The following is an 11,959-nucleotide window of genomic DNA, read 5'->3' as shown; positions in this document are numbered from 1 at the left end:
GTCACAGGGCGAGGAGTTCCTTGGTCGTGATGGTGAGTAGCTCGGGCCCGCCGTCCGCCAGGGGGCGTACGACGAGTGTGTCGTCGATGCGGACGCCGCCGCGGCCCGGAAGGTGGACCCCCGGTTCGACGGTGACCGGCACGCAAGCGTCCAGTTTACCCATGGCCGCAGGTGACAACTGAGGGTCCTCGTCGATTTCCAGGCCCACACCGTGCCCCGACCACTGCGCGACACCGTCCGCATGCCCCGCGGCGACCAGCGGCTGGCGGGTCACCCGGTCGACGTCGCGGCAGGCCACACCGGGTGCCAGGGCCTCGCGGCCGGCCCGCTGGGCGTTGAAGACCAGGTCGTACAGATCGATCTGCCAGCCGGCCGGAGCCGTACCGATCACGAAGGTGCGGCCCACCTCGCAGCGGTAACCGCGGTAGCACGCGCCGAGACGGACAGTGAGGAAGTCGCCCTCCTCGACCCGCCGGTCGGTCGGCACATGGCGTGCGGTGCCGGAGTGCGGCCCGGTGCCCACCGAGGTGGGGAAGGCCGCGCTGTCGGCGCCGTGGTCGACCAGCCGCCGCTCCAGCTCCAGCGCGAGGTGCCGCTCGGTGCGGCCGACCAGGATCGACTCCAGCAACTCGCCGAGCGCCTGGTCGGCGATCTCCGCGGCTATCCGCAGGGCGGCGATCTCGTGCTCGTCCTTGACCAGCCGCAGCTGCTCGACGGCTCCGCCGAGGTCGGACAGCGGCAGGGCGTCGGCGACCGAGCCGATGGCACGGTGCCGCGCCACGGTCAGGTGGTGCTCCTCGACGGCGAGGGACCCCGCGTGCCGCTCCCGCGCCAGGCTCGCCGCCGCCACGGCCGCGTCGCCGTCGGGCGACGGCAGCACCGTCGAGCGCAGGTCGTCGGGGCCGCTCTCGCCCTGGTCGTCAGGCGGCGTGCGCAGATGCACCAGGATGTCCTCGGAGCCGGGGCCGACCAGCAGCGCGGAGCCCGGCGGCGCGCAGCCCGCCAGATAGCGGACGTTCGCCGGCCGCGTCACCAGCGCGGCACCCAGCCCTGCCGCCGCGCACCGCTCGCGCAGCCGGTCCCTGCGAGTCGCATGCACCTCGGCCATGTCGCGAGCTTATGGCGGACGCCCTCACGCCGCCCCTTTTCGCCCTCCGAAGGGGGTTCTGCCCACGGGGACCGGCCACGGGCCGCCCTACCAGACGGGCGGACCCTGGATGCTGCGGGCCACGACGCGGTCCAGGGCCGCGGCGGCGGAGACGACGTCCAGCTGGGAGTTGTCGATGATCGGCAGGCCCGAGCCGTACCAGCCGGCCATCCGGCCGTGGATACGGGCGACCTCCTCGTCCGACAGCCGCCGGTTGCCGCTGCGCTCGGCATTGCGGGTGAGCACGACGTCCAGGCCCGGCAGCAGGACCACCGGGAGCAGCCCGGGGCCGACGTGCCGCTTCCAGCCGCCGAGGCCGACCGCGGGGCGGTCGGGGAAGACCGCGTCGTCGATGATGCAGGACACCCCGTTGGCCAGGAAGTTGCGGGCGGCGAAGCCGCAGGTGCGGCGGGCGAGGCGGTACTGCGCCTCGGAGTGCTCGTTCCACCCGGCCTGCGGGTCGGCGAAGCCGGCGCGGACCCATTCGCGTACGTCGTCGAGGCTGATGTGCGCGGTCGGGGCGCCGCGGTTGTCCGCCCAGTGCCGGGCGATCGTGGTCTTGCCCGCGCCCGCCGCGCCGATCAGCAGGACGGCCACCGGGCCGTGCGCGCCGCCCGACAACGAGCCGTTGCCGTCCGGCGCGGGCACCTGCACGGGCGCCGCGGCGGGCAGCGGGAAGTGCCCGGTGACGCTTACGACGGGCGGCGTCGGCCCGCCGCCGGGCTGCGGTGCGCCCACAGCGTGCTGCATGTCGGCCGGCTCCATCTCGGTGCGGTGTGCGCTGCCGCGCGGGTTGACATGGAACGGTACCGTCCCCGGCCGTTCTTTGGTGAACGCCCTGGAATCCTCCCGGGTGCCCCTGCCCTCCCCCGGGCGCGGGGATCGCGGTTCCGCTGCCCGCGGGCGGTGCTCTTCCGCGGGGCGCGGCCTCACGGGGGTGCCCTTGCGGCGGGCGGTGCCGGCCCGCCACCGGCCGCTGGTCCGGCACGGACCGAACAGCCCCTTCCGGACAGTGGCGACCCGCGCCCCGGTCGGGGCTGAGCGCGCAGTTCCCCGCGCCCCTGGGAGCACACCCCTGCCGAGGGGAACCCCCCAGCCACCGCGGCCTGCGGAAGCGCGTCCCCTTACGAAGGGGGGTCCGCCAGGGCGTGCAAGGCGAGGCGGTACGAGTTGAGGCCGAAGCCGGCGATCGTGCCGGAGGCGACCGCCGCGATGACCGAGGTGTGGCGGAAGGCCTCGCGGGCGTAGGGGTTGGAGATGTGCACCTCGATCAACGGCGCCGTGCGCTGCGCCGCGGCGTCGCGCAGACCGTACGAGTAGTGCGTGAAGGCACCCGGGTTGAGGACCACGGGGATGCGGCCGTCGGCCGCCTCGTGGAGCCAGCCGATCAGCTCGGCCTCGTCGTTGGTCTCGCGGACCTCGACGTCGAAGCCGAGGTCCGCGCCGGCCTTGCGGCACTCCTCCACGAGACCGGCGTAGGACGTGGAGCCGTAGACGTCGGGCTCGCGGGAGCCGAGGCGGCCGAGGTTGGGGCCGTTGAGGACCAGGACGGGGCGGGTCACGCGGACACCTCCCCGTACGCGGCGAGCAGCACCGCGGGGTCGGGGCCTTCCAGGACGGTCGGCTTGGCAAGGCCGTCGAGGACGATGAAGCGCAGCAGGTCGCCGCGGGACTTCTTGTCGACCTTCATGGTCTCCAGCAGCCGCGGCCACTGGTCGCCGCGGTAGGTCAGCGGCAGGCCGACCGCGCCGAGGACGGCGCGGTGCCGGTCGGCGGTCGCGTCGTCGAGGCGGCCGGCGAGCCGGCCCAGCTCCGCGGCGAAGACCATGCCGACGGACACGGCGGCACCGTGCCGCCAGTTGTAGCGCTCGTTCTTCTCGATGGCGTGCGCGAGCGTGTGGCCGTAGTTGAGGATCTCCCGCAGCCCGGACTCCTTGAGGTCGCTGGAGACGACGTCGGCCTTGACCCGGATGGCGCGTTCGACCAGCTCGGCGGTGTGCGCGTACTGCGGGCTGCGGGCGGCCTGCGGGTCGGCCTCGATCAGGTCGAGGATCACCGGGTCGGCGATGAAGCCGGCCTTGATGATCTCGGCGAGTCCGCTGACGTAGTCGTTCTCGGCGAGCGAGTCGAGCGCGGCCAGGTCGCAGAGCACCCCGGCGGGCGGGTGGAAGGCGCCGACCAGGTTCTTGCCCTCGGCGGTGTTGATGCCGGTCTTGCCGCCGACGGCCGCGTCGACCATGGCGAGCACGGTGGTCGGGACGGCGATCCAGCGCACTCCGCGCAGCCAGGTCGCGGCGACGAAGCCGGCCACGTCGGTGGTGGCGCCGCCGCCGACGCCGACGATGACGTCGGTGCGGGTGAAGCCGGTCTGGCCGAGGGCCTTCCAGCAGTAGGCGGCGACCTCGACGGTCTTGGCCTCCTCGGCGTTGGGCAGCTGGATGGCGATGGCCTCGTAGCCCTGCTCGGCGAGGTCCTCGCGTACCGCCTCGCCGGTGCCGGCCAGCGCCTCGGGGTGCAGTACGGCGACCCGCTTGGCCCGAGGGCCGATCAACCCGGGCAGTTCGCCGAGGAGCTGGTGGCCGATCAGGACGTCGTAGCTCTCCGTGCCCGCGGTGCCGGCGACGGCGATACGTACGGGGGGCGCGGTCTGGGGACGGTTCTCGCTGCTCATGCGTCCTTCAACTGGAGTGCGTCGAGGACGGCTTCGGCCACGTCCTCCGGGGTGTCCTCGTCGGTGGCGACGACGGCCCTTGCGACCTCGGTGTAGAGGGGGCGGCGCGCCTCCATCAGCTCGCGCCAGCTCTGCCGCGGGTTGACCGCGAGCAGCGGCCGGGGGGCGTCGAGGCCGACCCGGCGGACGGCGGCGTGCAGGCCGACGTCCAGGAAGACCACCGGCAGCCCGCCGAGCAGCTCCCGGGTGGCGGCGTCCATGATCGCGCCGCCGCCGAGCGACAGCACCCCGTCGTGGCCGGCCAGCGCGTCCCGTACGGCGGTGCGTTCCAGGTCCCGGAAGTGCGGCTCGCCCTGGTCGATGAAGATGTCGGGGATGGGCTTGCCCGCGGCGGCCTCGATGTCGGCGTCGGTGTCGCGGTAGCCGACGCCGAGCCGGTCGGCGAGGATGCGGCCGACGGTGCTCTTGCCCGCTCCCGGCGGGCCGACCAGGACGACCGCCGGCGGTCCCGCCGGGGCGCTCACCGGACGACCAGGTGGTCGAGGTAGCCGCGGACGCTGCGCCGGGTCTGCGCGACGGAGTCGCCGCCGAACTTCTCGGCGACCGCGTCGGCGAGCACCAGGGCGACCATGGCCTCGGCGACGATGCCGGCGGCGGGCACCGCGCAGACGTCGGAGCGCTGGTGGTGGGCCTGCGCGGCCTCGCCGGTGACGGTGTCGATGGTGGCCAGCGCGCGCGGCACGGTCGCGATGGGCTTCATCGCGGCGCGCACCCTGAGCAGTTCGCCGGTGCTCATGCCGCCCTCGGTGCCGCCGGAGCGGCCGGACGCCCGGCGGACGCCGTCGGGTCCTGGCAGGATCTCGTCGTGCGCCTGGGAGCCCGGGACGCGGGCGAGGTCGAAGCCGTCGCCGACCTCGACGCCCTTGATCGCCTGGATGCCCATCAGCGCCCCGGCGAGCCGGGAGTCGAGCCTGCGGTCCCAGTGCACGTGCGAGCCGAGGCCGACCGGCACGCCGTAGGCGAGGACCTCGACGACACCGCCGAGGGTGTCGCCGTCCTTGTGGGCCTGGTCGATCTCGGCGACCATCGCCTCGCTGGCGTCGGCGTCGAGGCAGCGCACCGGGTCGGCGTCGAGCCTGGCCTCGTCGGCGGGCACCGGCAGGACGCCGTAGGGGGCCTTGGCGCCGCCCAGTTCGACGACGTGGGAGACGATCTCGATGCCCGCGGTCTCCTTGAGGTAGGAGCGGGCGACGGCGCCGAGCGCGACCCTGGCCGCGGTCTCGCGGGCGCTGGCGCGCTCCAGCACCGGGCGGGCCTCGTCCAGGTCGTACTTCTGCATGCCCGCCAGGTCGGCGTGGCCCGGGCGCGGCCGGGTGAGCGGGGCGTTGCGGGCGAGGCCGGCGAGGATCTCGGGGTCGACCGGGTCGGCGGCCATGACCTGCTCCCACTTGGGCCACTCGGTGTTGCCGACCATCACGGCCACCGGGCTGCCCATGGTCAGCCCGTGCCGCACCCCGCCGAGGAAGGTGACCTCGTCGCGCTCGAACTTCATCCGCGCGCCGCGTCCGTAGCCGAGCCGGCGCCGGGCGAGCGCGTCGCCCACCAGTTCTGTGGTGACGGGCACCCCGGAGGGCAGCCCCTCCAGCGTCGCGACGAGTGCGGGTCCGTGCGACTCCCCCGCGGTCAGCCAGCGCAACCTGCTCAACGGTGCTCCCTCGAAAACGCCTGCCGTCTCTCGCCCCGATCCTCCCACGTTTCCCCTGACGGCCAGGACCGGCGTCCAGGGTGCGGGACGCCTCCCGGCGGGTCCGCGGTCAGTGCGTGCCGAGTGCGGCCTCGCCCGCGGTGCGCATTGCGGCGAGCGGGGCCGGGGTGTGGCCGGTGTGCTGTTCGACCTGGAGGACGGCCTGGTGGACCAGCAGGTCGAGGCCGCTGACGACCGGGGCGTCCCGGTCGGACCAGGCGGCGGCCAGTGCGGTCGGCCAGGGGTGGTAGAGCACGTCGAAGAGGGTGCCGGGGTGGCCGGGGACGGCGGCGGCCAGGTGGTCGGCGGCGCCGGCCGGGGTGGTGGCCACGACCAGCGGCTCGTCGAGCGCCTTCGCGGCGTCGGCCCAGTCGGCGGTGCGTACGGTCACCCCGAGGCGCTCTCCCCACTGCCGCATCTCCGCGACGCGGGCCGGGCCGCGGACGTACGCGGTGACCTCGCCGGTGCAGATGCGGGCGAGCGCGGCCAGGGCAGAGGACGCGGTGGCGCCGGCACCCAGGATCGCCGCCGACGGCACGGAGGTGACGCCGCGTTCGCGCAGGGCGGCGAGCATGCCGGGGATGTCGGTGTTGTCGCCGCTGCGGCGGCCGTCGGCGCCGAGGACGACGGTGTTGACGGCCTCCACCGACGCGGCGGTGTCGCTGACGCTGTCCAGCAGCGGGATCACTGCGCGCTTGAGCGGCATCGTCAGCGACAGGCCCGCCCACTGCGCCGGGTCGAGGCCGTCGAGGAAGCCGGGCAGCGCGTCCTCGTCGACCTCGAAGCGGTCGTAGCGCCAGCCGGTCAGGCCCATCGCGGCGTACGCGGCCCGGTGCAGCACCGGGGACAGCGAGTGCGCGATGGGCGAGCCGAGCACGGCGGCACGGCGGGTGCCGGTCACCCGCCGTGGGCCTTCTGGTAGGCGTTGAAGTCCGCGACGTTCTTCTGGTGCTCGGCGTAGCTGTCGGTGAAGCGCGTATCGCCGGGCTTGACCGTCACGAACCAGATCCAGTTGCCGTCCGTCGGGTTGAGCGCGGCCTTGATGGCGTCATGCCCGGGGTTGTCGATCGGTCCTGGCGGCAGGCCCTTGTGCGTGTAGGTGTTGTACGGCGACTTGAAGTGGATGTCCTTGTTGCTGGTGTTCAGGGTCGACCGGCCCATGGCGTAGTTGATGGTCGAGTCGAACTGCAGCATCGTGCCCTGGCTGAGCCGGTTGTAGACGACCCGGGACACCTTGCCGAAGTCGTCCGCCTCCTGGGCCTCGGCCTGGACGAGGCTGGCGATCTCGATGATCTCCAGCGGTGTCCTGCCCATCTTCGCGGCACCGGCCTCCAGGCCGTCCTCGGTGTACTCCGCCTTGGCCTGGTTGACCATCTGCTTGACGACGTCGACCGGCTTCATACCCTTGCCCACGCTGTACTTGGCGGGGAAGAGGAAGCCCTCGACGTTGCCCTTGGCCCAGGCGGGCAGGCCGAGGTCGACACCCTTGACCTGCTGGGCGGTCGTCCCCGCCTTGAGGCCGAGCTTGTGGTCGATATCGGCGTATATGCGGGTGGCCCGCAGCCCCTCGGGGATGATCAGCGCACTCTGCGACTTCGGGTCGAGCATCATCGTGACGGCCGCGGCCGCGGACATGTTCTTGTTCAGCACGTAGACGCCGGCCTGGATGGACTGGCCCTTGGGGTTGTTGCGGGCCGCCGCCGTGAAGGCGTCGACGCTCTTGACCACGCCGGCGTTCTTGAGCAGGTTGCCCATCGTGGTCAGCGTCGAGCCCTTGGGGATCTCGACCTGGACCGAGGGGGTGCCGTTGCCCGTGTAGTCGGGGGCGGGGCCGAAGTGGTCCTGGTAGACGCCGTAGCCGTAGTAGACCGCGCCGCCGAGGCCGCCGCCGAGCACGAGCAGCACCGTCAGGCAGGCGCAGCCGCTGCGGCGCTTCTTGCCGCCCTTGGGCTGCTGGTTCCTGCCGGCCCGCCGGCCGCCGCTCTCGTTGCCGGCCGGCCGGTCGTCGTCATCGTCGTCGTCGTCGCGGCCGGCGAAGAAGGCGTGCTCGCGGGGGTCGGCGTCGTCGTCCGCATCCCAGTCGCCGGTGTTGGCGGGGGCGGTGCGCAACGGGCGGGCGCCGGGCTCCTGCGGGCGGGCGCCGGGTGCCGGCTGCTGGAGCCGCGTCTGGCCGGGCGCGGGCTGGCCCGGGTGCTGGCCCTGCTGGGCGCCCTGCTGCGGCTGCTGCGGCGGCTGCGGCTGCTGCATGCCGGGGCCGGGCTGCTGGGGTTGCTGCGGCTGCTGGCCGTACTGCTGCTGGGGCTGCTGTTGCTGCGGGTAGCCGCCCTGGCCGTAGTAGCCGGGCTGCTGCTGGCCACCGTAGGGGTCCTGCTGCGGGCGGCCGCCGTACGGGTCCTGGGTGCCGTAGCCGCCCGTGGGGTGCGATCCGGTGTCGTACGTCTGGTGCGACCCGGTGTCGTAGCCGTCGTAGCCGCCCTGCTGCGGGTACTGCTGCTGCGGGTACTGGCCCGTGTGCTGCTGCTGTTGCGGGTGCTGCATCGGGTACTGCTGCTGCGGGTACTGCTGCTGGGGCTGCTGCGGGTACTGGCCGGTGCCCTGCTGTGGGTACTGCTGCTGATGCTGACCTGTGGCGTACGGGTCCTGCCACTCACCGCCCTGCTGCTGCGGCTGCTGGGGCTGGGGCTGCTGGTAGCCCTGGCCTCCGTCGTACGCGTCGCCGAACAGCGGGTCGTCCGGGTGCCACGGTTCGGAGCCGGAGCCCCGGCCATAGTCAGTCATCGGTCCCCTTGGTACGCGGTCGGCATCGGGCTGCCGACCTTGCGAAACGGGCGGCGCCAGGAGGCGCCGCCGTGTCGCGCGGAACGTTACCGTATCGCGATCAGATGGAGGATTGGACGCTCTCCCCGGGAGCTTTACCCGACAGCCGTTCGGCTTCCAGCGCGCTCTGCAGAATGATGACGGCCGCAACCTGGTCGACCACGGAGCGTCCCTTCTTCGCCTTCACGCCGGAAGCGCGCAGCCCCTGTGTGGCCGTTACGGTGGTCATCCGCTCATCCACCAGGCGTACCGGCACCGGTGTGATGATTTTCGCCACACCTTGCGCAAAGGTCCGCACCTTGGCCGCGGCCGGCCCCTCGGTGCCGTTGAGCGACCGCGGCAGCCCGACGACGACCTCGATCGGCTCGTACTCGGCGACGAGCGCGGCGAGCCTGCGCAGGGCCGCGGGGACGTCGCGGCCCGGCACCGTCTCGACCGGGGTCGCCAGGATGCCGTCCGGGTCGCAGGAGGCGACCCCGATCCTGGCGTCCCCGACGTCGACGCCGAGCCGCCGGCCCCGCCGTATCGCGGGCCTGCCGGCGGGCTCGGCGCCCTCGTGCTGCTCGGGGTCGTGCACGCTCACGCCTTCTCGGCGACGAGCCGCTGCACGGCCTCGACGGCTTCCTGGACGGCGGCCGGGTTCTGCCCGCCGCCCTGGGCGACGTCGTCCTTGCCGCCACCGCCGCCGCCGAGCGCCTTGGCGGCGGTACGGACCAGCTCGCCGGCCTTGATGCCGCGCTCGCGGGCGGCCTCGTTGGTGGCCACCACGGTCAGCGGGCGGCCGTTCGCCACCGTGAACAGCGCCACGACGGCCGGCCGGCCGCCGGTGATGCGCTGCCGCACGTCCAGCACCAGCCGGCGCAGGTCGTCGGCGCCGGTGCCGTCCGGCACCGAACCGGTGACCAGGGCGACGCCCTTGACGTCCTGCGCGGTCTCGGCGAGGCCCGCGGCGGCCTGCAGCACCTTCTCGGCGCGGAAGCGCTCGATCTCCTTCTCGGCGTCCTTGAGCTTGGCGAGCATGCCGGAGATCTTCTCGGGCAGCTCGTCGGGCCGGCCCTTGACCAGTTCGGTCAACTGGGCGACGACGGTGTGCTCGCGGGCGAGGAAGTTGTAGGCGTCCACGCCGACCAGGGCCTCGACGCGGCGCACGCCGGAGCCGATCGAGGACTCGCCGAGCAGCTTGACCAGGCCCAGCTGCGCGGTGTTGTGGACGTGGGTGCCGCCGCACAGCTCCTTGGAGAAGTCGCCGATGGTGACGACCCGGACGTGCTCGCCGTACTTCTCGCCGAACTCGGCGATGGCGCCCTGCCGTTTGGCCTCGGCGATGGGCAGCACCTCGGCGGTGACGTCCAGTTCGCGGGCCAGCACCTCGTTGATCTTCTGCTCGACGTCGGTCAGCACGGTGCCGGGCACGGCGGCCGGCGAGCCGAAGTCGAAGCGGAAGCGGCCGGGCGAGTTCTCCGAGCCGGCCTGGGCGGCCGTGGGGCCGAGGGCGTCACGCAGCGCCTGGTGGGTGAGGTGGGTGGCACTGTGGGCGCGGGCGATGGCGCGGCGCCTGACCAGGTCGATCTGGGCGAGCACGGCGGAGCCCAGGGCGATCTCGCCGACCTGGACGACGCCCTTGTGCACGCTGACGCCGGGCACCGGCTGCTGGACGTCCCTGACCTCGACGACGGCGCCGCCGTCGACCCTGATCCGGCCGGTGTCGGCGAGCTGGCCGCCGCCCTCGGCGTAGAAGGGCGTGCGGTCGAGGACGACCTCGACCTCGTCGCCCTCGGTGGCGGCGGGCGAGGGCAGGCCGTCGACCAGCAGGCCGACGACGGTGGCCTCGTTCTGGTTGTCGGTGTATCCGGTGAAGAGCGTGGTGCCCGAGCGGTCGGCGACCTCGCGGTAGGCGGACAGGTCGGCGTGGCCGGTCTTCTTGGCGCGGGCGTCGGCCTTGGCGCGGTCGCGCTGCTCCTTCATCAGCCGCCGGAAGCCGTCCTCGTCCACGGACAGGCCCTGCTCCGAGGCCATCTCCAGGGTGAGGTCGATCGGGAAGCCCCAGGTGTCGTGCAGCAGGAAGGCCTGGTCCCCGGACAGCACGGTGCCGCCGGCCTGCTTGGTCTCGGTGACGGCGGTGTCGAGGATGTTGGTGCCGGCCCTGAGCGTCTTGAGGAAGGCGGCCTCCTCGGCCAGCGCGACGGTCTCGATGCGCTTGCGGTCGGTCAGCAGCTCCGGGTACTGCTCGCCCATGGTGGTGAGCACCACGTCGATCAGCTCGGCGGCGACCGCGTCGTGGGCGCCGAGCAGCCGCATGTTGCGGATGGCGCGGCGCATGATGCGGCGCAGCACGTAGCCGCGGCCCTCGTTGCCGGGGGTGACGCCGTCGCCGATCAGCATCATCGAGGTGCGCATGTGGTCGGCGACGACCCGCAGGGCCACGTCGGTGTCGTGCGCCTGCCCGTACCGCACGCCGCTCAGCTCGGTGGCCTTGTCGATCACGACCCGCAGGGTGTCGGTCTCGTACATGTTCTGCACGCCCTGCAGGATCATCGCGAGGCGTTCGAGGCCGAGGCCGGTGTCGATGTTCTGGGCGGGCAGGTCGCCGAGGATCGGGAAGTCCTCCTTGCCCTCGCCCGCGCCGCGCTCGTACTGCATGAAGACCAGGTTCCAGATCTCCACGTAGCGCTCGTCGTTGACGGCGGGGCCGCCCTCGACGCCGAACTCCGGGCCGCGGTCGTAGTTGATCTCGGAGCAGGGGCCGCAGGGTCCCGGGACACCCATGGACCAGAAGTTGGGGCCCATGCCGAGCCGCTGGATGCGCTCCGCGGGCACGCCGATCACGTCGCGCCAGATCTGCTCGGCCTCGGGGTCCTGCTCGTAGACGGTGATCCAGAGCTTCTCCGGCTCCAGGCCGTAACCGCCCCGGTCCTGGGGCAGGGTGAGCAGCTCCCAGGCGTAGCGGATGGCGCCTTCCTTGAAGTAGTCGCCGAAGGAGAAGTTGCCGCACATCTGGAAGAACGTGCCGTGCCTGGTGGTCTTGCCGACCTCTTCGATGTCCGGGGTGCGGACGCACTTCTGGACGCTGGTGGCCCGCCGGAAGGGCGGCTTGACCTCGCCGAGGAAGTACGGCTTGAAGGGGACCATGCCCGCCGGGACCAGCAGCAGCGTCGGGTCGTCGGCGATGAGGGACGCCGACGGCACAACGGTGTGCCCGCGCTCCTCGAAGAAGCGCAGCCAGCGGCGGCGGATTTCTGCCGACTCCATCAGTGATCGTCCTTCCGGTCGTACGCGTTGTACGCAATGCCCCGGCGCGGTGCCGGGAGGTCGGTGTCGAGTTCCCGCGGGGCGGCGCGGCGGGGGTCGTCCGCGCCGGTCAGCCCGAGGGCGTCGTGCAGTTCCCCTTCGCGCTGCGTCATGCCCGCCCTGACGTCGTGGGCGAACGTGCGCAGCCGGGCGCCGGTCTCCAGCGCGCGGTCGGCCGCGGTCGCGGCGAGGCTTTCCGGGCTGAGCCGGCGCAGTGCGCGGTTGACCTTGGTGGTGGCCCACACTCCGGTGGCGGCACCGGTAAGGAACCAGAACAGACGGCGGAACATGG

11 protein-coding genes are annotated in these 11,959 nt (G+C 73.1%); all 11 read right to left on the bottom strand.

What is annotated here, in order from left to right; all coding sequences use genetic code 11:
• Position 1: 1 nt before the first annotated feature.
• Positions 2-1,108: a M24 family metallopeptidase gene (locus tag NFU81_RS17850; protein ID WP_251490971.1), complete on the bottom strand. Its 1,107-nt coding sequence runs from the start codon at positions 1,106-1,108 to the stop codon at positions 2-4.
• Positions 1,109-1,195: 87 nt separating this feature from the next.
• The gene (locus tag NFU81_RS17845) at positions 1,196-2,146 is read right to left on the bottom strand and encodes a P-loop nucleotide/nucleoside kinase family protein (protein WP_422665227.1); all 951 of its coding nucleotides are present in this window, start codon (positions 2,144-2,146) and stop codon (positions 1,196-1,198) included.
• A gap of 125 nt (positions 2,147-2,271) precedes the next feature.
• A complete protein-coding gene (gene aroQ / locus NFU81_RS17840; protein WP_251490966.1) occupies positions 2,272-2,709 on the bottom strand; it encodes a type II 3-dehydroquinate dehydratase in 438 nt (145 codons plus the stop codon).
• Positions 2,706-3,818 (bottom strand): 3-dehydroquinate synthase, encoded by a 1,113-nt coding sequence (gene aroB, locus NFU81_RS17835; RefSeq protein ID WP_251490963.1) that lies wholly within the window; start codon positions 3,816-3,818, stop codon positions 2,706-2,708. The genes aroQ and aroB overlap by 4 nt, the downstream gene beginning before the upstream one ends.
• Complete coding sequence (locus tag NFU81_RS17830; protein ID WP_251490960.1) at positions 3,815-4,342, bottom strand: shikimate kinase; 528 nt, start codon at positions 4,340-4,342, stop codon at positions 3,815-3,817. Before NFU81_RS17830 ends, aroB begins: the two co-directional genes overlap by 4 nt.
• On the bottom strand, positions 4,339-5,523 hold the full coding sequence (gene aroC / locus NFU81_RS17825) for a chorismate synthase (protein ID WP_251490957.1): 1,185 nt from the start codon (positions 5,521-5,523) through the stop codon (positions 4,339-4,341). Before aroC ends, NFU81_RS17830 begins: the two co-directional genes overlap by 4 nt.
• Before the next feature lie 109 nt (positions 5,524-5,632).
• Entirely contained in the window at positions 5,633-6,463 is an 831-nt protein-coding gene (locus NFU81_RS17820; protein ID WP_251490954.1) for a shikimate dehydrogenase, read from the bottom strand.
• On the bottom strand, positions 6,460-8,340 hold the full coding sequence (mltG, locus tag NFU81_RS17815) for an endolytic transglycosylase MltG (RefSeq protein ID WP_251490952.1): 1,881 nt from the start codon (positions 8,338-8,340) through the stop codon (positions 6,460-6,462). The genes NFU81_RS17820 and mltG overlap by 4 nt, the downstream gene beginning before the upstream one ends.
• Before the next feature lie 100 nt (positions 8,341-8,440).
• A complete protein-coding gene (gene ruvX / locus NFU81_RS17810) occupies positions 8,441-8,905 on the bottom strand; it encodes a Holliday junction resolvase RuvX (RefSeq protein ID WP_251491105.1) in 465 nt (154 codons plus the stop codon).
• A 53-nt stretch (positions 8,906-8,958) separates the two neighbouring features.
• The gene (gene alaS / locus NFU81_RS17805; RefSeq protein ID WP_251490949.1) at positions 8,959-11,628 is read right to left on the bottom strand and encodes an alanine--tRNA ligase; all 2,670 of its coding nucleotides are present in this window, start codon (positions 11,626-11,628) and stop codon (positions 8,959-8,961) included.
• Positions 11,628-11,957 (bottom strand): DUF6167 family protein, encoded by a 330-nt coding sequence (locus NFU81_RS17800; RefSeq protein WP_251490946.1) that lies wholly within the window; start codon positions 11,955-11,957, stop codon positions 11,628-11,630. The genes alaS and NFU81_RS17800 overlap by 1 nt, the downstream gene beginning before the upstream one ends.
• Positions 11,958-11,959 lie beyond the last annotated feature (2 nt).

Source organism: Actinacidiphila cocklensis (genome assembly GCF_907177275.1).
GTDB lineage: Bacteria > Actinomycetota > Actinomycetes > Streptomycetales > Streptomycetaceae > Actinacidiphila > Actinacidiphila cocklensis.
The sequence above is the reverse complement of the archived record's forward strand: the minus strand, read 5'-3'. Positions and strand labels throughout refer to the sequence as shown.

Bases quoted from the DNA above. Each gene is read 5' to 3' on its own strand.
- NFU81_RS17850 (WP_251490971.1), bottom strand. From the start codon at position 1,108: ATGGCCGAGGTGCATGCGACTCGCAGGGACCGGCTGCGCGAGCGGTGC.
- aroB (WP_251490963.1), bottom strand. From the start codon at position 3,818: ATGAGCAGCGAGAACCGTCCCCAGACCGCGCCCCCCGTACGTATCGCC.
- mltG (WP_251490952.1), bottom strand. From the start codon at position 8,340: ATGACTGACTATGGCCGGGGCTCCGGCTCCGAACCGTGGCACCCGGAC.
- alaS (WP_251490949.1), bottom strand. From the start codon at position 11,628: ATGGAGTCGGCAGAAATCCGCCGCCGCTGGCTGCGCTTCTTCGAGGAG.
- NFU81_RS17800 (WP_251490946.1), bottom strand. From the start codon at position 11,957: ATGTTCCGCCGTCTGTTCTGGTTCCTTACCGGTGCCGCCACCGGAGTG.